Annotated in this window: 21 protein-coding genes; 10 read left to right on the top strand and 11 right to left on the bottom strand. The window is 75.1% G+C overall.

Annotation, left to right across the window (positions count from 1 at the left end; translation table 11 throughout):
- Positions 1 to 15 precede the first annotated feature (15 nt).
- The 3 genes from ACZ402_RS16705 to ACZ402_RS16695 form a co-directional block, all read right to left on the bottom strand.
- Complete coding sequence (locus ACZ402_RS16705) at positions 16 to 966, bottom strand: aldo/keto reductase (protein ID WP_375823983.1); 951 nt, start codon at positions 964 to 966, stop codon at positions 16 to 18.
- 167 nt (positions 967 to 1,133) lie between these two features.
- Positions 1,134 to 2,816 carry a PGAP1-like alpha/beta domain-containing protein gene (locus ACZ402_RS16700; protein ID WP_375823985.1) on the bottom strand — a complete coding sequence of 561 codons (1,683 nt, stop codon included), beginning with the start codon at positions 2,814 to 2,816 and terminating at the stop codon, positions 1,134 to 1,136.
- Entirely contained in the window at positions 2,813 to 3,124 is a 312-nt protein-coding gene (locus ACZ402_RS16695; RefSeq protein WP_375823986.1) for a hypothetical protein, read from the bottom strand. The genes ACZ402_RS16700 and ACZ402_RS16695 overlap by 4 nt, the downstream gene beginning before the upstream one ends.
- A gap of 196 nt (positions 3,125 to 3,320) precedes the next feature.
- Between ACZ402_RS16695 and purB the strand changes: the two genes are divergently transcribed.
- Positions 3,321 to 4,808, top strand: a complete 1,488-nt coding sequence (gene purB, locus ACZ402_RS16690) for an adenylosuccinate lyase (RefSeq protein ID WP_375823988.1) — start codon at positions 3,321 to 3,323, stop codon at positions 4,806 to 4,808.
- 101 nt (positions 4,809 to 4,909) lie between these two features.
- Here the strand turns inward: purB and ACZ402_RS16685 are convergent, their stop codons facing one another.
- Genes ACZ402_RS16685 through ACZ402_RS16675 form a run of 3 tightly spaced genes read right to left on the bottom strand, consistent with a single transcriptional unit; the run spans position 4,910 to position 7,565 of the window.
- Positions 4,910 to 6,013, bottom strand: coding sequence for a hypothetical protein (locus ACZ402_RS16685; protein WP_375823989.1), 1,104 nt, complete (start codon positions 6,011 to 6,013; stop codon positions 4,910 to 4,912).
- Positions 6,010 to 7,155 (bottom strand): hypothetical protein, encoded by a 1,146-nt coding sequence (locus ACZ402_RS16680; RefSeq protein WP_375823990.1) that lies wholly within the window; start codon positions 7,153 to 7,155, stop codon positions 6,010 to 6,012. Before ACZ402_RS16680 ends, ACZ402_RS16685 begins: the two co-directional genes overlap by 4 nt.
- A complete protein-coding gene (locus tag ACZ402_RS16675) occupies positions 7,152 to 7,565 on the bottom strand; it encodes a PadR family transcriptional regulator (RefSeq protein WP_375823991.1) in 414 nt (137 codons plus the stop codon). The genes ACZ402_RS16680 and ACZ402_RS16675 overlap by 4 nt, the downstream gene beginning before the upstream one ends.
- 136 nt (positions 7,566 to 7,701) lie before the next feature.
- On the opposite strand from ACZ402_RS16675, the gene ACZ402_RS16670 reads away from it, so the two are divergent.
- From ACZ402_RS16670 to ACZ402_RS16660, 3 genes are all read left to right on the top strand, one after another.
- Positions 7,702 to 9,045 (top strand): glycoside hydrolase family 6 protein, encoded by a 1,344-nt coding sequence (locus tag ACZ402_RS16670; protein ID WP_375823993.1) that lies wholly within the window; start codon positions 7,702 to 7,704, stop codon positions 9,043 to 9,045.
- A 295-nt stretch (positions 9,046 to 9,340) separates the two neighbouring features.
- Positions 9,341 to 9,796: an NUDIX hydrolase gene (locus tag ACZ402_RS16665; protein WP_375823994.1), complete on the top strand. Its 456-nt coding sequence runs from the start codon at positions 9,341 to 9,343 to the stop codon at positions 9,794 to 9,796.
- A gap of 155 nt (positions 9,797 to 9,951) precedes the next feature.
- A complete protein-coding gene (locus ACZ402_RS16660) occupies positions 9,952 to 11,754 on the top strand; it encodes a hypothetical protein (protein WP_375823995.1) in 1,803 nt (600 codons plus the stop codon).
- Between the two features lie 106 nt (positions 11,755 to 11,860).
- Here the strand turns inward: ACZ402_RS16660 and ACZ402_RS16655 are convergent, their stop codons facing one another.
- The 5 genes from ACZ402_RS16655 to ACZ402_RS16635 form a co-directional block, all read right to left on the bottom strand.
- Entirely contained in the window at positions 11,861 to 12,796 is a 936-nt protein-coding gene (locus ACZ402_RS16655) for a Ppx/GppA family phosphatase (RefSeq protein WP_375823997.1), read from the bottom strand.
- A 44-nt stretch (positions 12,797 to 12,840) separates the two neighbouring features.
- Entirely contained in the window at positions 12,841 to 13,113 is a 273-nt protein-coding gene (locus ACZ402_RS16650) for a hypothetical protein (protein ID WP_375823998.1), read from the bottom strand.
- Positions 13,113 to 14,372, bottom strand: a complete 1,260-nt coding sequence (locus ACZ402_RS16645; RefSeq protein ID WP_375823999.1) for a TFIIB-type zinc ribbon-containing protein — start codon at positions 14,370 to 14,372, stop codon at positions 13,113 to 13,115. The genes ACZ402_RS16650 and ACZ402_RS16645 overlap by 1 nt, the downstream gene beginning before the upstream one ends.
- A 10-nt stretch (positions 14,373 to 14,382) precedes the next feature.
- The gene (locus ACZ402_RS16640) at positions 14,383 to 15,570 is read right to left on the bottom strand and encodes an SHOCT domain-containing protein (RefSeq protein ID WP_375824000.1); all 1,188 of its coding nucleotides are present in this window, start codon (positions 15,568 to 15,570) and stop codon (positions 14,383 to 14,385) included.
- A gap of 400 nt (positions 15,571 to 15,970) precedes the next feature.
- Entirely contained in the window at positions 15,971 to 17,488 is a 1,518-nt protein-coding gene (locus ACZ402_RS16635; protein WP_375824001.1) for a glutamyl-tRNA reductase, read from the bottom strand.
- Between the two features lie 176 nt (positions 17,489 to 17,664).
- On the opposite strand from ACZ402_RS16635, the gene hemE reads away from it, so the two are divergent.
- The 6 genes from hemE to hemL all read left to right on the top strand — a co-directional run bounded on the left by hemE (position 17,665) and on the right by hemL (position 25,026).
- Positions 17,665 to 18,699, top strand: a complete 1,035-nt coding sequence (gene hemE, locus ACZ402_RS16630) for a uroporphyrinogen decarboxylase (protein WP_375824133.1) — start codon at positions 17,665 to 17,667, stop codon at positions 18,697 to 18,699.
- Positions 18,696 to 20,177 carry a protoporphyrinogen/coproporphyrinogen oxidase gene (locus ACZ402_RS16625; protein WP_375824002.1) on the top strand — a complete coding sequence of 494 codons (1,482 nt, stop codon included), beginning with the start codon at positions 18,696 to 18,698 and terminating at the stop codon, positions 20,175 to 20,177. The genes hemE and ACZ402_RS16625 overlap by 4 nt, the downstream gene beginning before the upstream one ends.
- A 148-nt stretch (positions 20,178 to 20,325) precedes the next feature.
- Entirely contained in the window at positions 20,326 to 21,495 is a 1,170-nt protein-coding gene (hemC, locus tag ACZ402_RS16620) for a hydroxymethylbilane synthase (RefSeq protein WP_375824003.1), read from the top strand.
- On the top strand, positions 21,492 to 22,586 hold the full coding sequence (locus ACZ402_RS16615) for a uroporphyrinogen-III synthase (RefSeq protein WP_375824004.1): 1,095 nt from the start codon (positions 21,492 to 21,494) through the stop codon (positions 22,584 to 22,586). The genes hemC and ACZ402_RS16615 overlap by 4 nt, the downstream gene beginning before the upstream one ends.
- Positions 22,583 to 23,614, top strand: coding sequence for a porphobilinogen synthase (hemB, locus tag ACZ402_RS16610; RefSeq protein ID WP_375824005.1), 1,032 nt, complete (start codon positions 22,583 to 22,585; stop codon positions 23,612 to 23,614). The genes ACZ402_RS16615 and hemB overlap by 4 nt, the downstream gene beginning before the upstream one ends.
- Positions 23,611 to 25,026 carry a glutamate-1-semialdehyde 2,1-aminomutase gene (gene hemL, locus ACZ402_RS16605; protein WP_375824006.1) on the top strand — a complete coding sequence of 472 codons (1,416 nt, stop codon included), beginning with the start codon at positions 23,611 to 23,613 and terminating at the stop codon, positions 25,024 to 25,026. Before hemB ends, hemL begins: the two co-directional genes overlap by 4 nt.
- The last annotated feature ends 127 nt before the right edge of the window (positions 25,027 to 25,153 follow it).

The following is a 25,153-nucleotide window of genomic DNA, read 5'->3' as shown; positions in this document are numbered from 1 at the left end:
GGACGACCGGGCGGCTCAGTAGCGCGCGCCGACGGGCTCGGGCGCCGCGTCGAGGAGGCGCAGGTGCTCCGGGCTCAGGCGCAGCTCCGCCGCCTCGACGTTCTCCACGAGGTACGCCGCGGTCTTGGTGCCCGGGATCGCGACGACCCGGTCGCCCTGCGCGAGGACCCACGCGAGGGCGACCTGCGCGGGCGAGACGTCGAGCTCGTCCGCGACCGACGTGAGCGGCCCGAGCAGCGCCCGGTTCTCCTCGATCGCCGTCGGGAGGAAGCGCGGGTTGCGGCGGCGCCAGTCCCCCTCGGGAAGGTCCGCGGCGGTACGGAGCCGCCCCCCGAGGAACCCGCGGCCCAGGGGCGAGTAGGCGATGAAGGCGATGCCCTCGGCCTCGCAGAACGGCAGCACCTCGTCGAGGGCCTCCCGGCTCCAGAGGGACAGCTCGGTCTGGACGCTCGCGACCGGGTGGACGGCCTGGGCTCGGCGGATCTCGTCGACCGTCACCTCGGAGAGACCGATCCGCAGGGCCTTCCCTGCCACGACCGCCTCCGCGAGCGCACCCCAGCTCTCCTCGATCGGCACGGACGGGTCCACCCGGTGCAGCTGGTAGAGGTCGACGCGATCGGTGCGGAGCCGGTGCAGGCTCTCGTCGAGCGCGGCACGCAGGTGCCCCGGGCGGCCGTCGCGGGCGGTCGTGCCGTCGGGCCGCACGACCAGCCCGCCCTTGGTCGCGAGGACGACCCGGTCGCGGATGCCGTCGAGCGCCGCCCCGACGAGCGACTCGTTGGTGAAGGGGCCGTACTGGTCCGACGTGTCGAGCAGGTCCACGCCCAGGTCGACCGCCGTCCGGATCACCCGCACGGACTCGCGGTCGTCACGACCCGGCTCGTCGTACGCCCACGACATCCCCATGCATCCCAGACCGACCCGCCCGATCGTCGGTCCACCGTCACCCAGCACGACGTTCCCCATCGCCCACTCCTCACGTGTCCCCCGGCGACCGACCAGCGCGGTCGGTCCGTCGAGGAGAGTAGCAGATGTCTGTCATAGCCCCGTATATTGTTTTCTATTCAAAGATTGATCTCTCACAGAACTCTCTGACAGCGCGCGTCGCCACGCCGGCCGCTGCGCCGGGCGCCCTACCGCACCGGCGTCGGCTCGCCGCCGTCCGTCCCCGGCGCGACGAGCTCTCCTCGCGTCGAACCCCCGCCTGCCGGAGGCTCCGGCGTGCCGGGCAGCGTCAGGCCCGACGACCCCGGGAACGGCACTCCGGGCGCGCCCGGGAACGGCGTGCCCGGCGCCCACGGGGGCGTCAGCGACCGCGGGACCGCCAGGTCCCCGATGCAGAAGGTGGTGTCGGGGTCGGGCACCAGGCGCGCCTCGTAGACGAGGGGCGCGTCGGCCACCCCGTCGAGCAGCCGCTCGATGTCGGACAGGTGCTCCTCGAGCCCCCGGTCGCCCACCTCGACCGCGGCGCCCAGCACGTCCTGGTGGAAGTGCACGCTGTGCGGAACCTCGATCGGGGGGCCGCCGTCCGGAGCCGGCAGGACGCCGGTGACCGTGACCTGGTCGGGCGTCGTGGGGTTCTCGGCACCGTCGGTGTCGGAGACGCCCTCACCCTGCGTCTCGATGTGCGTGGCCTTGATCCCTGGAGGCAGCCCGTGGTTGGACACGGGCGACCCCGCTGTCACGACATGGCGCACGGTGTACGTGCCGACGGTCGCCGCCGCGACCGTCGTCGCGACCATGCCGCCCTGGCTGTGCCCCACGAGCACGACGTCGTCACCCGGTTCGATCCCGGCCTGCCGCATCGCCTCGATCGTGGCGCGCACGCTGTCGGCCCGGGCCCGCACCGCGAGGTCGTCGTCCGCGAGGTCGTAGTTGGACGTCATGTTGAAGACGGTGCGGAGATTGGTCCTTGAGATCTGCGTGCCAGGGATGGCGACGACCCAGGTCGGTGTCCCGTCGTCCTTGACGATCCTCTGGATGCTCAGCGTCGAGTCCGTGTCGAGCGCCGACACCGCTCCGAGTGCCGAGCGCATGTCGGTGGGCGTCGGCAGCGCGCGGCCCGTGTCGACCAGGCGGACCTCGGGGTCGGGGAGGAATCTGTCCCGCAGCGGCTGCATGAACCCGCGCAGCACGGACGCCGCGTTGCCGGTGGTGGGCATCTGGTACCAGGCACGGTCCTTGTCGGCTAGACCGATCACGCGGCTCAGCGCACGGATCGTGGCCGCGTGGTACGCCCCTCCGGTGGAGCCGAACGCGCCCAACGAGGGCCGACCGAGGAGGACGGAGCGCAGGAACCCGACGGATCCCGCGCTCAGGACGAGGCCGAGCCCCGTCGCGGCGGCACCGATCGGGCTCATGCCGCCCCCGACCAGGAGGGCGAGGTCCTGCCACAGCGCAGCCGCGGCGGCGTCCCCGTCGTCGTACACGCGGACGGCTTGGTGCAGTCGCGCCGCGAGGAACCGAAGACCTCCCGCCTGCTGCTCCGCGACACCGATCGCGAGGTCGAAGGCCTCGAGCGCGGCGGCGCGCGCCGCACGCACCTCGGCCGACCAGCACGGCGTGGCGTGGACGTCCCAGCCCGACGTGGCCTGGAGCGGCGCCGGTGCCGCGAGGCGACCCGCGAACGACGTGGGGCTCGCGGTCGTCACGTCCACGGAGTCCCGCGCGTCCCGGAGCGCGGTCACGGTCGCGGCGACGAGGTCCGCCCGCGCGCCCAGCGCCACCGCCTGCGCGACGACCGCCGCCGTCTCGACCGCGGTCGGCTCGGTCCCGCCGCGCACCACGACCACGGGGGCCGGGCGGGGGCCGCTCACAGCGCGCCCGTCGCGGCGAGCTCCGCCCGGATCCGTTCCGCCTCGGCCTCCGCGAGGACGGTGAGCGTGTCGAGGCGCACGAGGCAGCTGTCGAGCAGCATGCCGAGGCGCAGCAGACCGGCGCGCCGCTCGGCGGCCGCGTCGTCGTACGACGCGCGCGCGTGGCCCGCCCACGGCAGGCCCGGTGCTACGAGCGCGGCACCGGCCCGCGCGACGTCGTCCTGGGCGGTGAGGACCCGGGTCCGGGCGAGCGTGACGCCGAACGGCGCGGCGACGCACGGCGGGGGCGGCGGAGGTGACGAGGACATGGCGGGGACCGTACGCAGCGCCGCGCGGCGCCCGTCACGATCGAGCATGCCCCTGTGGACGGGACCACGGCGCAACGTCCCTGGGGACGGCCACACCCCGCGCGACGCCCACCGGATCGCTCGCCCGCCCAGGACCGCGTGCCCGGACTGCGGGAGGCGCGGGCCGCCGTCGGGCACGCGTGGGAGAATCAGGGGCGTGCCCGAGAACCCTGCCGCAGACGCCCCTGCCCGCGTGTCGCTCGCCGAGGTGACCCCGCCCGTCGCGCTCGGACCGCTCGACGGCCGCTACCGCGCCGCGGTCGCCCCGCTCGTCGACCACCTCAGTGAGGCCGCGCTCAACCGTGAGCGCGTCCACGTGGAGGTCGAGTGGCTGATCACGCTGTGCAACGGCGTCCAGGCGGTCGACGAGAACGCGGTCCGCCCGGTCGTGCCCGGCGCGCCCCAGCTCTCCGACGCCGAGGTCGCCTACCTGCGCCGCATCCCCGCGACGTTCGGCGGCGACGAGATCGCCGAGCTCGCCGCGATCGAGCGCGAGACGGTGCACGACGTCAAGGCCGTCGAGTACTTCGTCAAGCGCCGCCTCGCCGCGGCCCCCGACGCGCTGGGCCCCGACACGGTGCTGCCCGGCGTCGGCGAGCTCGTGCACTTCGCGTGCACGAGCGAGGACGTCAACAACCTGTCCTACGCGCTCATGGTGCGCGGCGCCGTCGAGCACGTGTGGCTGCCCGCCGCGACGGCGCTCGCCGACCAGCTCGCGGACATGGCGCGCGAGCACGCGGACGTGCCGATGCTCTCGCGCACGCACGGCCAGCCCGCGACGCCGACGACGCTCGGCAAGGAGCTCGCCGTCCTCGCGCACCGCCTGCGCCGCCAGCTCCGCCGCATCGGCGCCGCGGAGTACCTGGGCAAGCTCAACGGCGCGACGGGCACGTACGGCGCGCACACCGTCGCCGTCCCGGGCGTGGACTGGCCGTCGGTGTCGAAGCACTTCGTCGAGGGCCTGGGGCTCACGTGGAACCCGCTGACGACGCAGATCGAGTCGCACGACTGGCAGGCCGAGCTGTACGCGGACGTCGCGCGGTTCAACCGGATCCTCCACAACCTCGCGACCGACGTGTGGACCTACATCTCCCTCGGGTTCTTCACGCAGATCCCCGTCCCCGGCGCCACCGGGTCGTCGACCATGCCGCACAAGGTCAACCCGATCCGGTTCGAGAACGCCGAGGCGAACCTCGAGATCTCCTCCGCGCTGCTCGACACGCTCGGCGCGACGCTCGTCACCTCCCGCCTCCAGCGCGACCTCACGGACTCCACGACGCAGCGCAACGTCGGCCCGGCGTTCGGCCACTCGCTGCTCGCGATCGACAACGTGCGCCGCGGCCTCAAGGCCCTCGCCGCCAACGCCGGCCTCATGGCGGCGGACCTCGACGAGAACTGGGAGGTGCTCGGCGAGCCCATCCAGTCGGCGATGCGTGCGGCGTCCGTCGCGGGCGTCCCCGGCATGGAGAACCCGTACGAGCGCCTCAAGGACCTCACGCGCGGCCAGCGCGTCGACGCGGCGCGCCTGCGCGAGTTCGTCGCGGGCCTCGGCCTTCCGGACGACGTAGCCCAGCGCCTCGCGAACCTCACCCCGGCCACCTACACGGGCCTGGCGGCCGACTTGGTGTCGGCCTACCTGGACTGACAAGACCGACGCCGAACACGACATGAGGGCCGTTATCCGATGGATAACGGCCCTCATGTCGTTCTCGTGAGCGCGCAGCGTCGTGGTCGGCGGCGGACGGGTCAGACGGCGGTCGGCTCGCCCGGGCGCGGCGCGTCCGGCCCCGGTGTCCCTCCCGTCGCGGCGAGCAGCGCACGGTGCGAGGCGCGCGCCTCGGAGAGCTCGTCGAGACGGTTGACGGCCCAGCGCAGCACGAGCGTCGCGGCGGTCGCGAGCCCGAGCAGGCAGAGGACGTTGCCGAGGTCCGCCGTCTGGATGCTCACGGTGCCGGACCAGAAGAAGGTCGAGCGGCTCAGCACCATCGCGAGCGCAAGCCCGCCGAGCACCGGGACCGCCTGGCGCGTCCGGCGCCACAGGAGGGCGGCGCCGAGGAGCAGGACGACCGGTGCGGCGAGCGCCTGGAGCGTCCACGAGGCCAGGGCGCCGCCCGACCACCACGGCGTCCCGAGGTGCGCCGCGTCGGAGTAGGTCGCAGCGACGAAGGCGCCGAGGACGAGCGCCATGGCGCCGACCGTCGCTGCCCGGAGCGCCACCGGCTCGGCGCCGACCCGGCACGTCCGCCGCGCGGCGAGCACTCCCGCGTACGCGACGAGCGCGAGAACCCACGGTGCGTCGAGGTACGCGGCATAGACGCTGCCCGCCGCGACCGACACGACGAGCGCCGCCACACCCGCCCCGGCGGCGAGCACCGCGACCACGAGGCCGACGCGTCGCGCGCCGACGAGCGTGAGGGCGACCGCGACGACCCACAGGGCCCACATCAGCGCCGTCGGGACGGTCGCCACGAGCGGCGCGTGGCCCTCCGTGCCCAGCATCGCCCGGACGATCGCGGCGGCGAACGCGACGACCCGCGACGCCATGACCACGAGCACGGCCGGGATCAGCACGAACAGCAGCCCGGTCGCCGCCCGTCGTTGGCGCGGCGTCGACCCCAGCGGCGCGAGCAGCCACTCCCGGGCGGCGGCACGCACCAGGTCCGCCCGCTCGGCGCGGGTCGGGCGCGACTGCCCCGGGCGCGCGCCGTCGAGCAGGTGGCCGAGCATCTCGGCCTCGTGCGCCCGCCGGTAGGTGTACGGGAAGAGCCGCAGGAGGCGGCGGTAGTCCCGTACGAGCACGGGAGGGACCAGCGGCTCCGCGACCGAGGCCGGGGCGTCTGCCGCGGTCATGCGGCGACCGCCGTGCCGGAGCCCGACGCGGCCAGGAGCGCGCGGTGCGCGGCCCGCGACGCGGCGAGCTCGTCGAGGCGGTTGACCACCCACCGGGCCACGATCGTGGCGGCGGCCGACAGCGCGACCGCCCCGAGCACGTTGCCCAGGTTCACGGCCGTGGTGTCGAGCGCGCCGGACCAGAAGACGTCCGAACCGCTGAGGGACAGTGCGGTGAAGACGCCGGCCAGCACCGGAGCGGCCTGCCGCACGGGGCGGACCGCCACCAGCAGCACCGCCACCCCCACGAGGATCACGACCTCCGCCGCCAGCGTGAAGGGATGGCCCGGGGCGGTGACCCAGACGCCCTCCTCCGCGACGACCGTCGCGCTGCGTGGCACGGAGACCGCGAGCGACACCGCCGTCAGCCAGAGCGCGGCGACACCCGCACGCGCGCCCAGGATGGGCCCCGTCTGCCGCGCCCGAGCGGCGACGGCCCCGAGGGAAGCCAGGAGGGCGACAACCCACCCGACCTCCCGGAACGCGTCGAACGCGCGCTCCGCCGCGACGAGCGAGCCGACCGCGACGACCCCCGCCGCGGCGGCGAGCGCGGCGAGCACGAGCCCTGTTCGTCGCAGGCGCGCGGCCAGGGCCACGACCGATCCGGCCCAGAGCAGCCACGCCGGGGCGAGGGGCACCGCGACGAGCGCCGTCGCGACGGCCAGCCACGCCGGTACCACCTGCCCCGCCGACTCGTCCCCCAGTGCGAGACCGACGCGCAGGAGGTCCTGCGACGCGGGGGCGGCGAGCACCGCCGTCAGCGCGACAAGCACGACGACGGCCGCCGCGGCACGCTGCCGCTCGGTCGGGCCCAGGGGCGCGAGGGTCCACTCGCGCGCGGCGGCGCGCAGCAGGTCCCACCGCTCGGCGCGGGTCGGGCGCGACTCTCCCGGCCGCGCGCCGTCGAGCAGGTGACCGAGCATCTCGGCCTCGTGCGCCCGCCGGTAGGTGGACGGGAAGAGCCGCAGGTGGCGGCGGTAGTCCCGCACGAGCACGGGGGCGACGAGCACGGTCGCGCCGGGCTCCGTCGTCGGGCTCGCGGCGCCCGGCACGTCGGTCCCGTCGCCCGCGGCGCGGAGGTGGCGCTCGCGGTCCCCGCTCATGCCGGCACCGCCCCGCCGTCGGCGAGGCCTCCCGCGACGCCGCGGGCGGGGCGCGCCGCGGCGCCGTCGCGCGCCACCGCGGACGCGCGACGCCGGGCACCGAGGCGTTCGAGCGCGCGGCGCGCCTGGGCCTCGGCGCGCTCGGCCTCGGCGGCGAGGCGCGTCCCGCCGTCCGTGGTGAGCCGGTAGTAGCGGCGCAGGCGCGAGTCGACGACCTCCTCGTGGTCGACCTCGACCAGCCCGGCGGCGACGAGCCGGTCGATCGCGCCGTAGAGCGTCCCGGCGCGCAGCGTCACGCGGCCGTCGGAGCTGGACTCGACGTCCTGCGCGATGCCGTACCCGTGCAGCGGACCGGCCGCGAGCGCGGACAGGACGAGGAACGCGGGTTCCTGGAGCGGTCTGGATGCCATGGCGACGACCATACCCTCGCGGCAAACCTATGGAGTACGACGCGCCGTAGCGCGAAACGTTTCGCACCCTCCCGGCCGCTCCCCGACAGTCCCTACCGTGGCGGTGTCCTGACCCCGAGGCGACGGAGCCCCGAGCATGAGACCGACCTCCCCCACCCGACGACCCCGTGCGGCGACGCTGGTCGCCGCCGTCGCGACCCTCGCGACGCTGGGCGCCACGGCGACCGCCGGCGCGGCGCTCGCGACGACCGGCGCGGCCGTGTCCTCGGCCGCCTGCACGGTCGACTACCGCATCACGAGCTCCTGGTCCGGCGGCTTCCAGGCCGACGTCACGGTCACGAACCTCGGCGCCCCGCGCTCGGGCTGGGAGCTCGCCTGGGACCTGCCGGCGGGCGAGAGCATCAGCCAGCTCTGGAACGGCACGCTCGGGCACGACCGCGGCCGGGTCACCGTGGGCGACGTGGGCTGGAACGCGTCCCTCGCCACGGGCGGCAGCGCCTCGTTCGGCCTCGTGGGCACGGCCGCGTCCGCTCCGGCCGTGCCCGCGAGCTTCACGCTCGACGGCGTCGCGTGCGGCGGCGACGCCCCGCCCGACCCCACCGACCCCACCGACCCCACCGACCCGCCCGAGACGCCGGGCGACGTGACGTTCCACGTGGACGAGACGAACCAGGCGTGGGAGGCCTGGCAGGCGGCGTCGGGCACGGACCGGGACCTGCTCGCGAAGATCGCTCGCACGCCGCAGTCGACGTGGATCACGGACGCGGACGCGCAGGTGTCGCGGGCCAAGGTCGCCGCGTTCACGAGCGCGGCCGCGGCCGAGGGGGCGACGCCGCTCCTGACGATCTACGCGATCCCCGGCCGCGACTGCGGCTCGCACTCGGGCGGCGGCACCGCCGAGGCGGCGTACCGGAGCTGGGTCGAGACGGTCTCGTCGGGCATCGTCGGCGAGCCGTGGGTCGTCCTCGAGCCCGACGCCCTCGCCCAGCTCGGCGACTGCTCCGGCCAGGGCGACCGCGTAGGCATGCTGCGCGACGCGGCGCGCATCCTGACCGACGCCGGTGCGCGCGTCTACGTCGACGCGGGCCACTCCGCGTGGCTGAGCCCGGCGACCGCCGCGGCCCGCCTCCAGCAGGTGGGCCTCGACGACGCCGTCGGGTTCGCGCTCAACACGTCGAACTACCGCACGACGGCCGAGTCGCGAGCGTACGGCGAGCAGGTCGCCGCGCTGCTCGGCGGTGACGTGTCGTTCGTCGTCGACACGTCGCGCAACGGCAACGGCAGCAACGGCGAGTGGTGCAACCCGCGCGGTCGCGCGCTCGGCGACCAGCCGCGCGCGGTCGACGACGGCACGCACCTCGACGCCCTGCTGTGGGTCAAGCTGCCGGGCGAGAGCGACGGGTCGTGCAACGGCGGGCCGCCCGCCGGACAGTGGTGGCAGGAGGTCGCGCTCGAGCTGGCGCGTAACGCGTCCTGGTGACCCGACGCGGTCGAGCATGACCCTGCTCGCCCTCGAACACGACATTGCTGCCGTTATCGCCCGGATAACGGCAGCAATGTCGTGTTCGGCGTTAGAACGGGGCGGGAACGGGCTGCGACGAGCAGGGTTCGCCGGTCGGTGTGACGATCGTCTGTGCCGGGCCTGGCCCGGCACGATCGCCCTTCGCCGGAACTGGGGCCGCGCGAGGGGCAGGCCCGACGGCGCGTGGCTCGCTGGGTGCGCCACGCGCCGTCGGGGGTCCTCGGACATCGCGAGCCGATGGCACAGTGGGGGCGTGACCCCGCACGACCTTCCCCGCACCGACCCGCCCTCCCCCGACCCCGCCGCCCTGCCGCCGCTGCGCACCGTCGGCTGGGTGAACGTCCGCGACGGGCGCCTGCTCGCCGTCCGCACGACCGGCAAGGACCGCTTCTTCATGCCGGGCGGCAAGGTCGAGCCCGGCGAGTCGGACGCCGAGGCGCTGGTGCGCGAGATCCGCGAGGAGCTGGGCGTGCGCCTCGACCCGACGTCGGTCCGGCCCGGCTTCGTCGCCGAGGCGCCCGGGCACGGGCTCGGCGGACGGGTCGTGCGCATGCACTGCATGTACGCGGAGCCGGTTCCCGGGTCCCCCGAGCCGGCGCCGAACGCCGAGATCGCCGAGCTCGCGTGGCTGACTCCGGCCGACGCGCACCGCGTCCCGCCGGCGGGCCGGATCGTCCTCGACCGGCTCACCGGGGTCCTCTCCGCCTGACGGCGGGCGGCCGGCGCCGCGACCGTCGGCGACGGTGGTCGCCGCGCAGAGCCGTGCAGCCCCATGGGGACCTCGCACCATGAGCCGGGCGAGACGCCGAGGCGCCCGCCCGCGTACGCTCCGGAGGCACGATCCGCAGCGACAGAGGGACGACCATGGGGTTCTACGGTGCCGACATCGGCGAGCTGCGCGCGCTCGCGCAGAGCCTCACGACGGCGTCCGAGGCGCTCACCACGACGCGCAGCACGCTGGACTCGACCGTGAGCGGTGCGCGCTGGGCCGGCCCGGACGGCGACGAGCTCCGCGGCCGCTGGTCCGCCGAGCTGGGCCCCGCGCTGGCCGCCGCGACCGCGACCCTCCGGGACGCCGCGGACAAGGTCCGCAAGAACGCCGACCAGCAGGAGAGCGCGAGCTCCGACGGTACGGGCGGCAGCGGCGGTCCGGGTGGCGGGCCAGGCGGCGGGCCCGGCTCCGGGGGCGGCCCGGGCTCCGGCGGCGGGCCCGGCGGTGGCGGGGGCGGCGCCTCGGGCGACGACAGCCCGGGCGGCCCCAAGGTCACCGTGAAGGGGGACCACGAGTCCGGCACCGACAACGGGAGCCTGGGCAACCCGGCGACCGAGGGCACCGACGCGAAGGTCGGGTTCGGCGTGACCCACGACCCGGAGAGCGGCGAGACCACGTACTCGGGCAGCGGCTCGCTCTCCGACTGGATGAAGACGACGAACGGGTCGAAGATCTCGTTCGGCGTCAACGGCGGCGCGGAGTACACGGTCGGCGAGAAGTCGGAGGACGGCTTCACCACGTACACGTCGAAGTCCGACGTGTCGATCGGCGTCGAGGGCGGCGTGGACAAGGGCGGCACGGGCGTCAGCGGCGGGTACACGACCGGCGTCACGTCCGAGTACACGGTCAAGGTGCCCGACGGCGCGGGCGTCACCGACCCCGGGAGCATCAACCCGTTCGACCCCCGGAGCATGCCAGTGGGCTCGTCGGTCACGATGGACGGCGGCAGCTACTCGGAGACCGAGCTCAACGCGGCGTTCCGCCACATCGCGGTCGAGTCCTCCGTCAAGGACGCGAGCGGCGTCACGAGCCTCATCGAGCGCACGGGCGACGACACGGTGCGCGTGACCGCGGGCCCCACCGAGGCCGTCGCGAACCACGCGGGGTTCGGCCTCGACTTCGACGCCGTGAAGGTCATGCTCGGCAACACGACGTCCCTCGACGGCGCGTCGCTGCGCAGCGCCGAGTTCGACCTGTCGACGCCGCAGGGCCAGGCCGCGTACGACACGTACCTCGTCACCGGCGAGATCCCGGCGGACCCGTCGACCGGCATCTCCGGCACCACGAAGATCGAGCGCGTCGAGTTCGACTCGACGTCGACCGTCGGCTTCGACACGCCCGTCGGGGGCGCGGAGTGGGAGATCGGCCAGAACACGGGGTCGCTCGTCGCGACGACCAACCCCGACGGCAGCACGGAGCAGCTCCTCACCGCGACGTACGGCGACCGCGGCGACTTCCGCATGTCGCAGGCGTTCGACGCCTCGGGCAACGAGGACCTCTCGGCGCGCACGTACTCGTACGACATCACGGCCGACGACATGTCGGCCCAGTACCTGAACATGCGCGAGTTCTCCGGCATCGACTCCCCCCAGACGATCCGCCCCGGCGACACCGTGACCATCTCGCTGACGCAGGACCAGATGGACCAGTTCCGGTCGACCTCGATCGACACCGTCAAGAACTACGAGTCCGTCGGGCCGCCCCCGGGCCAGGCCTTCACCACGGACTCGGACGGCAAGCCGCTCAGCTCCGAGCAGATCGCGTTCAACCTGGCCCGCGGCCCCCGCAGCGACCTCGAGCTGGTCCAGCTGATCTCCGACATCAACCAGGGCGCCGACGGCGACTACGCGAACGACGACGTCGCGGCGTTCCCGGGGACGGTCACGCGCCGCTGACGCGTCGAGCTCCCGTCGACCACGTCTCGTCGCGGGCTGGGCACCGAGCCGTTCCTGGCCGCGACGCTGCCGCTCCCGGACCGCGCGGTCGCGCCGGTCGTCGCGGTCAGAAGTGGTCGAGGCGGTGCAGGATCGCACCCTCACGCAGGGCCCAGGGGCAGATCTCGACCTCGTCGACGTCGAGCGCGCGCATCGTCTCGACGGCGACGACGCCGCCGGCGACGATCTGGAACGTGCGCTCGGGCGTGATGCCGGGCAGCGCGGTGCGGCCCTCCGCCGTGATGCGCGCGAGGCGCGGCACCCAGTCGGCGAGCTGTGCGCGCCGCATGCGCCACCGGTCGTCGGGACCGACGGACTCGACCTGCATGCCGGTGAGACGCGCGAGCGAGCGGAACGTCTTGGACGTCGCGACGACGTGGTCCGGCGCAGGGAGGGCCTGGAACGCCGCGACGGTGGGAGCGAGCGTCGCACGCACGTGCTCGCGCAGCGCCTCGACGTGCTCGGGGGCGGGCGGGTCGTCGGGCAGGAACGCCATCGTCGTGCGGCCCGCACCGAGCGGGAGGGACGCCGCGAGGTCGGGCTCCTCGTCGACGCCGGACGCGATCTCGAGCGACCCGCCACCGATGTCGAGGACGAGGAGACGCCCCGCCGCCCAGCCGTGCCACCGGCGCGCGGCGAGGAACGTCAGGCGCGACTCGTCCTCCCCGGACAGCACGCGCACCGGCTGGCCGACGCGCTCGCCGATCGCGGCGAGCACCTCGGGGCCGTTCGTCGCGTCGCGCAGGGCGGACGTCGCCATGGGCAGCATCTCGTCGACCGCAGACTCCCGGGCGAGCACCATCGCGTCGTCGACCGCGGCGAGCATCGCGGCCACGCCGTCGGGCGACAACGACCCGTCGGGCTGGAGGTAGCGCATGATGCGCACGACCGTACGCGCCCCCGCCGTCTGGACGGGCCGTGCCGTGTACGCGGCGTCCACGACCGCGAGGTGCACGGTGTTCGAGCCGATGTCGAGGACGCCGAGGCGCGTCGTGGTGCTCACCCGCCGAGCCTAGCGGCGCACGTCGCCCGGAGTGTCCTCGGTGGTCACGACCTGTGGTTCGCGCCCGACATCTTGCTGCTCGAGCTCCCGATGACCCGCCGCACGTGCGTGTCCTGCGCGCGGACGTCGAACGCGACGGACTTGGTGTCGCGGCGGTGGTCGTGCCGCTTCTCGGCGTTGCGGTACCGCGCAGCCATGAGGCCGTAGAAGACCGGGCCGGCGAACAGCAGCACGCAGGTGAAGAACACCTTGGCGCCGGTGTCGTCGCCCGACGACTCGGCCGCGAGGAGGATCAGCTCGGAGGAGAGGGCCAGCATCAGGTTCCGATCCAGAAGGCGAGCGCGGACACCGCGGCGACCAGCTCGACGAGGCAGGACACGGCGAAGAGCCGCCGGTGGTTGATCGGGACCGAGCCCATCGTCTCCCCCGTACGCCCGTTGACGGCGACGTAGTGGAGCAGGGAGCGGCCCTTGTCGTCCTTCTCGTGGTAGGAGTACAGCCAGACCGGCAGGTAGGCGGCCACCCAGCGCTCGCCCACGACGTCGAGCCTCTGGTCGTCCCAGCGCACGCCGCGGTCGTAGAACTCGATCATCTCCCGCGCGCGCAGCCGCGCGATGTCCCGCGTCTGGTTCAGCGCGAGGTCGCGGACCTCCGCGATGTCCGTGTCCCGCTTCTCTGCGGTGAAGCCGGAGAGGTAGCGGGAGTCGTAGCGGACCGCGTTCTCGACGTCGAACGGCAGGATCGTGTTGATGACGTTGTTCGTGCGGTCCTCGTTCTCGTGGTCGCGGCGGTCGGCGGAGGACTCGACCGTGAGGTCGTCCACGTGCAGGGTGAACTCGCGCACCACGTCGAACACGTCGAAGTCGTAGCGGGTCTCCTGCGTCGACTCGCCGTCGCTGTTGCGGACGGTCACCGTGTACTTGCGGACGAGGTGCTCGCCCTGCCCCGCGAGCCGCGCCGAGGTGTTGAGGTCGGTGACGAGGTACGGCATGTACACGCCGACGACCGTCTCCGGGGCGAACTCCTCACGGAACCGGGGGTGGGCGTAGAAGCGGCGCCGGCGCACGAAGTCCCGGATGTGCCCGACCGCGTGCTCCTTCGGGACGCTGAAGGGCAGCAGCACGTCGGGCACCGCACCGTTCGCGACCTGCTGGTTCATCGACAGCACGCTGCGGCACCAGTGGCACCGGGCCTGCGTGCCGTGCGCCGTGTCGATGACCACGTCCGCGCCGCACCCGCCGCAGCGGAACGTGAGGACCTCGTCGACGTCAGGCACGATGTCCGCGCTGCCCGAGCCGATCACCATGCCCTGCAGCGCCCCGATGTTGCCGTCGAGGCCGAGGTCGGCGAGCGTCTCCGTGCCCGACCACGTGAACCGGCAGAACACGCACGTCAGGGTGCCGCGCGCGACGTCGTAGGAGACGTCGGTAGCCCCGCAGCGCGAGCAGCGGACGAGCCCGTCCTTGGCGCCCGTGTCGGTGCGGACGACGCTCGGGCCGCCGTCGGCGGGTACTGCGGGGCCGGATCCGGGGAGGGGGACACCGTCCGGTACCGGCCCGGTGGGGTGGCTGGTCATCGTGGGGACCTCAGAGCCCGAGGACCTTGGCCTTGGCGGCCTCGTAGTCGGCGTCCGTGATGAGGCCCTGGTCGAGCATCGCCTTGAGCTGCGTGAGCTTCGCGACCGGGTCCTCGGCAGGCGCGGCCGCAGGGGCCTGCGGCGCGACCTGCTGGACCGGCTGCTGCAGCCCGGCCATGGCACCGCCCGCGGCGTTCATCCCCATGCCGAGGAAGGCGAGGTTGGCGCCGCCCCCAGCACCGCCCGGGTTCTCCCCGGCGGCCTGGATGCCGCGTGCGGCGGCCTGCTGGAGGAACGAGTTCCCGCGGGCGCCGGCGAGCGCGTCGGCCTTCTTGACGTCGCTGAGCAGGGCGCGCGTGTCCTCGTCGTACTCGATCGCGGCGAGCGCGACCTTGACGATCATGAGGCCGCGCTGCGAGATCCACTGGTACCCCTCCTCGACCGCGCCCGCGAGGGACTGCGCGAAGCCGACGGAGTCGCTCTGGATCCGCGTGATGCGGTTGCCCTTGTCCGGGTCGTTCGTGTAGCTCGAGAACGCGGCGGCGAGCGAGCCGACCACCTCGGTGAAGAGCTGGCTCGCGGCGTCGTTCTCGAGGTCGGAGAAGTCGAAGACCCGGGCGTCGGCGCTCAGGTAGGTGAGCGGCACGAACTGCTTGACGAAGAGGATCGGGTCCACGATCCGCATCGAGTAGGTCCCGCGCGTCACGGCGCCGACCTGCGCGCCGAGGTACGCGTCGTTCCAGTAGATCTCCGACTGCGTCCCGAACCGGTTGTTCGGCAGCTCCTTGAGGTTCACGTAGAACCCGAGCTGCTGCGAGCCCGGCTGGCCGCCGAACTTGAAGCGCTCCCAGGTCGTCGTGACGAGCGGGCTGAGGATCCCGTCACCGGCGAAGATCGACTGCGAGTTCTGGTCCGTCGAGGTGAAGACGTATCCGCCCGGCTCGGCCACGAGGCCCGTGAGCGCACCGTCCTGGAACGTGAGCAGCGCGTACCCCTCGGGGACCACGAACCGGCTCCCGTTGGTGATGATGTTCGAGGAGCCCTTGGTGTTGGACCCGCGACCCGCGTTCTGACCCTGCGCGACCGCAGGGAACAGCGCCGCCGTCGGCGCGAGGCCGCTCGGCGGGGTGAGGAAGTCCTTCCACTGGTCCGCGAGCGTGCCGCCCAGCGCACCGGCAAAGGCCTTGATGAATCCCATCGTGCTCTCCGTCGACTCGGGCGGTCGTGCCGCTCGTGACCTGCTTCGTCCCGGCGGGGACCGCCCCCCGCCTTCGCGGGGAGCGTAGCGCCTCGGGCGCGCGCCGGAAGCCTTCGCCCGGTATCCGGTCACCATCTCACCCGGTCAGGTCTCGGAGGTCACGCCCCCGACCAGGCTCTCGTCGTCGGCGACCACCACGCGCCGCTCCGCACGCGCCAAGGCGACCGACTCGGCCCGGGCCGGTCCAGGACACGGCGCCGGACGGCACTGCCAGCAGGGTCAGGACCGTACCGAGCATCACGACGACAGCGCACGCTCGCAGAACACGGGACGGTGCTGGAGCCAGTGATCGAGGACGGGATCGCACAGTGTGGTTCCGAGCTCTTGACGAGCTCTCTCGTCAGGCGCGGGCAGGTCCCCTGCTCGACGTCGTCGTGGTCGGAGATCCCGCAGCGGCCGGGACGTTCCTGAACCCGAGCTGGTCCGGCGTGCCCGCCGAGCTGGCCGAGCCTGGATCGGGCGCGTGGTGGGGGAAGGTCTCCGAGGCCGGCGCGCCGGCGTCGAGCAGCGCCTGCGCGTCCGCGACGACGGCGCGCTCCTCCGCCTGGGCGGCCGCGACGGCCTCCGCGCGGGCCTCGACGATCGCGCGGTGCAGGTCGGCGTGGACACGACGGCGCACGTCGCACGCAATCTCGTCGGCCTCCTCCTGCTCGACCGGGTCGCCGTCCGCCTCGCGCAGCGCGACGACGTCGGCCACCTCGAGCGCGATGCGCCGCTCCGCGTCGGCGAGCAGCGCGACGACCGCCGTGTCCGCCGCGCGGCCGAGCCTCGTCTCCTCGAACGCGCGCGTCGCGTCGTCCACGATCGCGCGGGCCTGCGCGACGAGCTCCGACGCGATCGACGGCGAGTGTGCCGCGAGCGTCGCGAGGTCGTAGAGCAGCACGCCCTCGACGTCCGCGACGCGCGGGTCGACGTCGCGGTGCAGCGCGAGGTCCAGCACGACGGTCGGGCGGGTCAGCGGCTCGTCCCCGGCCCGGACGGCGGCGCGCTCGCGCGCCCGCACCACCGCGGCGGCGTCGAGCACGTGCTCGATGGCCTGCTCGCGGCGGTCGGCGGCCCGTCCCGGCCGCGCGACGTCGTCGGCCGGCACCCGCCCGCGCGCGCCGCTGCACGACACGACGAGGTCCGCGTCCTCCAGCGCCGCGACGAGGTCCGTCACGGCCTCCACGCCGCGCGCGGCGGCGAACTCCTCGGCGCGGCCGGACTGCGAGTAGACGCGCACGTCGTCGCACCCGAGCGCGCGCAGCGCCGCGAGGCTCGCGCCCGCGTACGACCCCGTCCCGATGAGCACGGCCCGCACCTGGTGCCACGGCGGCAGCTCGGCCGCCGCGAGGTCGAGGCCCAGCGCGACGACGGAGCGGCCCGCGCCGCCGAGCGTCGTGGACGTGCTGACCTTCTTGGACGTGCGCGACGCCGTCTGGAACAGCAGCTCGAGCGTCGAGGAGGTCACGCCGTCCGCGTGCGCGGTCTCCAGGGCGCGCTTCACCTGGCCGGCGATCTCGCGCTCGCCCACGACCATCGAGTCCAGGCCCGACGCGACCGCGAACAGGTGCTCGGCGACCTCGGTCCCTGCCCGCGTGCGGAACGACGCGAGCGCCTCGTCCGGCGCGACGCCCGAGGCGTCGGCGACCATCCGCGCGACGTGCTCGGTCGCGTGCTGCACGCCGGCCCCGTGGAGGGGCGCGTCCACGTCGAGGTACAGCTCGAACCGGTTGCACGTCGCGAGGACGACGGCACCGGTGATCACGTCGCACGCCGCGACCGCGGAGCCGCCGATCGAGTGGGCCCCGGTGGAGAGTCGTTCCAGGGCGTCGAGGTCGAGCTCGTGGTGGCTGGCCGTGAGGGAGAGAAGAGCCACAGTGCCTCCGATTTAATCATTCCGCCGGGGGCGGGGCAGAATCGGTAGCTGTGATTCCTGTCGCCCTTTCCCCGGGCCATCCCCTGACCGACGGCCGCACGGACCGTTCGCCGCTCGTGCAGGCCCTGCGCGCGGGCACGACGGGAAATCGCCCGGAAATCACACCGGTGTGGTTCATGCGCCAGGCGGGCCGCTCGCTGCCCGAGTACCGCGCGGCCCGCGAGGGCGTCAGCATGCTCGACTCGTGCCTGCGCCCCGACCTCGCGTCGGAGATCACGCTGCAGCCCGTGCGCCGGCACGGCGTGGACGCCGGCATCTTCTTCTCGGACATCGTCGTGCCGCTGCGCCTCGCGGGCGTCGAGGTCGACATCGCGCCGGGCGTCGGCCCGGTCATGGGCCAGGCGTACCGCACGCCCGACGACGTCGCGCGCCTCGTGGAGACCGAGCTCACCGAGGAGTCGCTCACCCCGATCCGGGAGGCCGTCGCGCTGACCGTCGACGCGCTCGGCACGACCCCCCTCATCGGGTTCGCCGGGGCGCCTTTCACGCTCGCGGCCTACCTCGTCGAGGGCCGGCCGTCGCGCGACCACCTCGCCGCGCGCGCCCTGCTGCGCGGCGACCCGGAGACGTGGCAGCGCCTCGTCGACTGGGCCGCCGACCTCACCGGCACGTTCCTGCGCGCCCAGGTGCAGGCGGGCGCGAGCGCGGCCCAGCTCTTCGACTCGTGGGCGGGCTCGCTCTCGCGCGCGGACTACGCGGCGGGCGCCGCCCCGGCGAGCACGCGCGCACTCACGCACGTCGCCGACCTCGGCGTGCCGGTCGTGCACTTCGGCACCGGCACGGAGCACCTGCTCCCCGCGATGCGCGACGCCGTCACGGCCGCCGGGGTGGGCGACGTCGCCGTGGGCGTCGACTACCGCACGCCGCTCGACGACGCCGCGCGCCTCCTCGCCGCGGGTCACCGCCCGGTGCCCGTCCAGGGCAACGTCGACCCCGCCCTGCTCGCCGCGCCGTGGGACGTGCTCGAGGCGCACGTGCGCGACGTCGTGCGGCGCGGGCGCACCGCGCCGGGGCACGTGGTGAACCTCGGGCACGGCGTGCCGCCGGACACCGACCCGGACGTCCTCACGCGTGTCGTCGGCCTGGTCCACGCGCTCGGCGCAGACTGGACGGGACAGGACGACGCGCACGAGGAGGCGACCCGACGGTGAGCACCGAGCCGACGACGTCCCGCACCTCCCCCGGGGCCGTCCCCGAGGGGGTGGACGCGATCGTCGTCGGCGCGGGGGTCGCGGGCCTCACCGCGGCCCGGACCCTGCGCGAGCGGGGGTTGCGCGTCGCCGTGCTCGAGGCCGCGGACGTCCCCGGCGGGCCGGTCCGCGGCGGCGACCTGCCCGGCCTCGACGGTGTCCGCGTCGACCTCGGCGCCGAGTCCTTCGCGGCCCGCGGCACGGCCGTCGGCGACCTGGTCGCCGCGCTCGGTCTCGACGTCGTCGAGCCGTCGGGGGACGGCGCCTGGGGCTACGCCGCGGGCCGCGCCTACCCGCTGCCCCGCGCGGGCGTGCTCGGGATCCCCGCCCACCCGTGGTCCCGCGACGTCCGCCGCGCGGTCGGCGTCGGCGGGGCGCTGCGCGCGAGCCTCGACCGCGTCCTGCCCCGCCGCCTCACCGACCTGCGCACGCTCGAGACGTTCGCGCGCTCGCGCATGGGGACGCGCGTCACGGAGCGGCTCGTCGCGCCCGTCGCGGCCGGGGTGCACTCGGCCCCGCTCGACCGGCTGGACGTCGCCGCCGTCGCGCCGGGGCTGCGCGAGGCGTTCGAGCGCGAGGGCTCGCTCGCGCGCGCCGTCGCGTCGCTGCGCGCGCTCGCCCCGGCCGGCTCGGCCGTGCGCGGGATCGACGGCGGCATGCACCGGCTGGTCGAGGAGCTCGCCGTCGGGACCGACGTCCGCGTGCGCCACGAGGTCACGGACGTCGTCCGCCGGGACGCGAGCCGTCCCGACGCGGGTCCGACCCCCCGCCCCGGCACCTGGGTCGTGCGGGCGCAGTCGCCGGACGGGCCGGTCGAGCTCGCGGCGCCGCGCCTCGTCGTGACGACCCCGGCGCTCGTGGACGCGCTCGGCCCGCTCGTGGGCACCGCCGCCGACCTGCTGCCGGACCCGGAGCCCGGCGCGGACGTCCGGCTCGTGACGCTCCTGCTGCGCGCGCCCGAGCTCGACGACGCGCCGCGCGGCACCGGCCTGCTCGTCGCGCCACCGCACCGCGACGCCGGGCGGGCCGCACCGCCGTCGGACGTCGAGGCGAAGGCCCTGACGCACTCGACGGCGAAGTGGCCGTGGCTGCGCGAGCGCGTGCGCGCCGCCGTCGGACCGGGCCACCACGTGGTGCGGCTCAGCTACGGACGCATCGGCGCGACGACGGAGCCCGACCTCGACCGCGTCGTCGCCGACGCCTCGCGGCTGTTCGGCGTGGACCTGCACGGCCGTGTGCTCGGGCACGTCGTGACGCGCTGGAACGGCGCGCTGCCCCCGCCCACCCCCGCGTTCCGGCGCGAGGTGGCGGCGTTCGTCGCCCGGGTCGACGCCGTCCCCGGGCTCGGCGTGACGGGTGGCTGGATCGCCGGCACGGGCCTCGCGGCGATCGTCGGGCACGCCCAGGAATGCGCCCGGGGCCTCGCCGTCCTCGACTGAGGCAATCCTTACCGGAATCCCGAGAAATGCGGCGTCAAATGCGCTCGCGAATTGTCCTGACATCGTGTCCGGAAGTTCCTGACCCCGCGTCAGGACCACGTCACTCCCGCGCGCATTCCCAGCACCGTGACGTGCGCATTTCCGTGGAATGCCGAAGTGGGGAGAGACTGGGACCGTGAGCCCTGCAGGTACCCCTCCCCTCCGCGTGGGCACGCGCGGCAGCGCCCTCGCCACCACCCAGTCCGGCCACGTCGCCCGCCGCCTCGAGGAGCTGACCGGCCGCGACGTCGAGCTCGTCCGCGTCCGCACCGACGGCGACGTCCTCACCGGCTCGCTCGCCCAGATGGGCGGCACCGGCGTGTTCGTCACCGCGCTGCGCGAGGCGCTGCTCGACGGGCGCTGCGACGTCGCCGTCCACTCCCTCAAGGACCTCCCGACCGAGCCCGCCCCCCGGCTGACCGTGGTCACGCCGGAGCGCGAGAACCCGCGCGACGTCCTGTGCGCCCGCGACGGCCTCACCATCACGACGCTCCCGCGCGGCGCGCGCGTCGGCACCGGGTCGCCACGCCGCGCCGCGCAGCTCCGCTCCGTGCGGCCGGACCTCGACGTCGTCGACATCCGCGGCAACGTCGACACGCGCCTCGCCCGGGCGCTCGGCCCCGACGCCGACCTCGACGCCGTCGTGCTCGCCTACGCGGGGCTCGCGCGGCTCGGCCGGCTCGACGCGGTGTCCGAGGTCGTCGACACCGCGATCATGGCGCCCGCCGCCGGGCAGGGCGCGCTCGCGGTGGAGGTGCGCACGGCGTCGCTCGACGACCCCGTGCTCGCCCGCGCGCTGCACGACCTCGACCACGAGCCGACGCGCCTCGCCGTGCTCGCCGAGCGCTCGCTGCTCGCGCGCCTCGAGGCCGGCTGCGCGGCCCCGGTCGGTGCGCACGCCGTGGTGGAGGACGGCGAGGTCGTGCTGACCGCCGTCGTCGCCCGGGTCGACGGCGCCGAGCAGCTCACGCACTCGGGCCGCACCACCGTGCCGGTCGGCGCGTCGTCCCCGGACGCGCGGGACGACGCCGCCCGCGCGCTGGGCGTCCGCGTCGCCGACGCGCTCCTCGCCGACGGCGCCGCCCGCCTCGCCCCGCTCCGCGAGACCGGCTCCGGGCCCGGAGCCAGGGCTGGGTCCGACTCCGGGACCGTGACCGGGACGGCCCAGGCGACGACGCGACAGGCCACGGACGCCGACGCCGTCCCGTCGCCCGACCGCGCCGTCGAGACCGCGCGCGAGCAGCTCCGCGACGGCGGCTACCGCGGCGAGGCGGAATGAGCCCGGGCCCCCTGCGCGACCCGTCGCGCGGCCCCGCGCCCGTCGTCCCGCCCCCGCCGGAGCGGACCCCGCAGCCGACCCCGCCGGAGCGGCCGACCCCGCGCGGCGGCACCGAGACCGCCGGACCGGCGACGGTCCCGCACGCCACGGGCGCACCGCTCGCCGGACGGACGGTCCTCGTCCCGCGCGCGCCCGAGCGCGCCGCCGGGCTCGCGGGGACGCTCCGCGACGCCGGTGCGCGCGTCCTCGTCAGCCCCGCGATCGAGCGCGCCCGGGTCGAGGACACCGCCCCCGTGGACGGCGCCGTCGCTCGCCTCGCGCACGGCGACTTCGCCTGGGTCGTCGTGACGAGCGTCAACGCGATCGACGAGCTCCGGGCGTCCGTCGCCCGCCAGGGCCTCGACCTGGCCGACGCCGCCCGCCGGTCCCGGTGGGCCGCCGTCGGCCCCGCGACCCGCCGCGCCCTCGAAGCCGTCGGCGTCCAGGTCGACCTCGAGCCGTCGGAGAACTCGGCCCGCGGCCTCGTCGCCTCCTTCGCGTCCCTCGCCTCGACCGACCACGCCTCTACCCCGGCAGACCAAACCTCTACCTCGGCCGACCAGGGCTCTACCTCGCCTGCCCAGGGCTCTACCTCGCGAGGTAGAGGCCTGGTGCTGCTCCCGCAGGGAGACCTCGCGGCGCCGACGATGCACGACGGCCTGCACGACCTCGGGTACGTCCCGCACGTCGTCACCGTCTACCGCACCGTGACGCACGTGCTCGCGCCGGAGGTCGTGGCGGCGTGGCGCGGGGGCGAGGTGGACGCCGTCGTGCTGACGTCGGGGAGCGTCGTACGCGAGGTCGCGCGGCAGCTCGGCCCGCGCGAGGACGTGGCGGGCGTCGCGATCGGCGACCCGACCGCCCGGGCGGCGCGCGCCGTCGGGCTGCGGCTCGACGTCGTGGCGGAGCGCCCGACCGACGCCGCGCTCGCCGCCGCCGTCGACGCGGCCCTGACCACCGTCCCGTCGGACGGCCCGGCCGCTCCCCCGGCCCCCGACGACCCCGACGCGACCGACGCGACCGGCGCGACCGACCAAGGAGACCCCTCGTGACACACCTGCCTGCCGGGCACCACCGGCCGCGCCGCCTGCGCACGAGCCCGCGCGTGCGGCGGCTCGTCACCGAGACGCGCGTGCACGCGTCGGACCTCGTGCTGCCGCTGTTCGTCAAGGAGGGCCTCGACGCGCCGCGCCCGATCTCGTCGATGCCGGGCGTCGTGCAGCACACGGAGGCGACGCTCGCGGACGCCGTGCGCGACGCGGCCCGTGCCGGCGTCGGCGGCGTCATGCTGTTCGGCATCCCCGCCGAGCGCGACGCGACCGGGACGCAGGCGGACGCCGAGGACGGGATCCTGCAGTGCGGCATCCGGGTCGCGGTCGAGGCGGCGCGCGAGCACGCCGGCGGCGGGCCGGTCGTCATGGCCGACACGTGCCTGGACGAGTTCACCGACCACGGGCACTGCGGCGTGCTCACCACCGGCCGCGACGGGTCCGTGGTCGTGGACAACGACGCGACGCTCGACCGCTACGCCTCCATGGCCGTCGCGCAGGCGCGGGCGGGCGCGGACGTCGTCGCGCCGTCGGGCATGATGGACGGCCAGGTCGGCGTGATCCGGGAGGCGCTGGACGCCGCGGGGTTCGACGACGTCGGCATCCTCGCGTACTCCGCGAAGTACGCGAGCGCGTTCTACGGGCCGTTCCGCGAGGCCGTGGACTCGGCGCTCCAGGGCGACCGCCGCACGTACCAGATGGACGCGGGCAACGCCCGGGAGGGCCTCCGCGAGGCCGACCTCGACCTCGCCGAGGGCGCGGACATGGTCATGGTGAAGCCCGCCGGGTCCTACCTCGACGTGCTCGCGGCGGTCGCCGAGATGTCGGCGGTGCCCGTCGCGGCGTACCAGGTGTCGGGCGAGTACGCGATGATCGAGGCCGCTGCCGCGAACGGGTGGATCGACCGGCGCGGCGCGATCACGGAGTCGGTGCTCGGCATCAAGCGCGCCGGCGCAGACGTGATCCTCACCTACTGGGCGACGGAGCTCGCGGGCTGGCTCGACGAGAACGACGGAAGGACGCGGGCATGACGGACACCGGAGGCTTCGGGACGGCGGAGGCCGTGCAGGCGGAGAACGCGGCGCTGTTCGGCGCCCCGGGCGCAGGCGGGGCGGACAACCACGCCGCGTTCGTGCGCGCGCAGGGCGTGCTCCCGGGCGGCGTGAGCTCGCCGGTCCGCGCCTACGGGTCGGTGGGCGGCGACCCGCGGTTCCTCGCCTCGGCCCGGGGGCCGTACGTCACCGACGTCGCGGGGCGCGAGTACGTCGACCTCGTGTGCTCGTGGGGCCCCGCGCTGCTGGGGCACGCGCAGCCCGACGTCGTCGCGGCGGTCCAGGAGGCGGCGGCCCGCGGGCTGTCGTTCGGCGCGCCGACGCTCGGCGAGGTCGAGCTCGCGGAGGAGATCCGCCGTCGGGTGCCCGCCGCGGAGCGCGTGCGCCTCGTGTCGACCGGCACCGAGGCGACGATGACCGCGATCCGGCTCGCGCGCGGCGTGACCGGGCGCGACGTCGTCGTGAAGTTCGCCGGCTGCTACCACGGGCACGTGGACGCGCTGCTCGCGGAGGCGGGCTCCGGCGTCGCGACGCTCGCCCTGCCCGGCTCGGCCGGGGTCACCGAGGCGACCGCGGCCGAGACGCTCGTCCTGCCGTACAACGACCTCGCCGCGGTCGAGGCGGCGTTCGCGGAGCGCGGGTCGGAGATCGCTGCGGTCATCACGGAGGCGTCGCCCGCGAACATGGGCGTCGTCCCACCCGCGGAGGGCTTCAACGAGGGCCTGCGCCGCATCACCGCCGCGCACGGTGCGCTGCTGGTCCTCGACGAGGTGCTCACGGGCTTCCGCGTCGGGCCGAGCGGGTGGTGGGGGCTCGAGAACGCCGTCCTGCGCGGCCAGGGCGCCGACGGGTACACGCCCGACCTGTTCACGTTCGGCAAGGTCGTGGGCGGCGGGATGCCCGTCGCCGCGGTCGGCGGTCCGGCGACGGTCATGGACCGGCTCGCGCCGCTCGGGCCCGTCTACCAGGCGGGCACGCTGTCCGGGAACCCGGTCGCCGTCGCGGCGGGTCTCGCGACGCTGCGTCTCGCCGACGACGCGGTGTACGCGCGCGTGGACGAGGTCGCGGGCGTGCTGTCGTCGGCCGTGGGCGCGGCGCTCGACGCCGCGGGGGTCCCGCACCGCGTGCAGCGCGCGGGGTCCCTGTTCTCCGTGTTCTTCGGCGAGCTCGCCGCGAGCGCCGGGGTGCGCGACTACGCGCAGGCCCAGGCGCAGGAGACCTTCCGGTACCGCGCGTTCTTCCACGCGATGCTCGACGCCGGCGTGAGCCTCCCGCCGTCGGTGTTCGAGGCGTGGTTCGTCTCCGCCGCCCACGACGACGCCGCCGTCTCCCGCATCCTCGACGCCTTCCCCGCCGCGGCCCGAGCCGCCGCGGAGTCAACCCCAGCCTGACCCCCTGACCCTCTCGCCCCCGGGCGCCGCCCGGGCAGGCGTCGAACACGACGTTGGTGTCGTTATCCGGCGGATAACGACACCGACGTCGTGTTCGACGGCGCGGGATCGCGTGCTCGGCAGCGCG

It is taken from the genome of Cellulosimicrobium sp. NPDC030954, from assembly GCF_055571305.1.
This window is presented reverse-complemented; position numbering and strand designations above follow the sequence as displayed.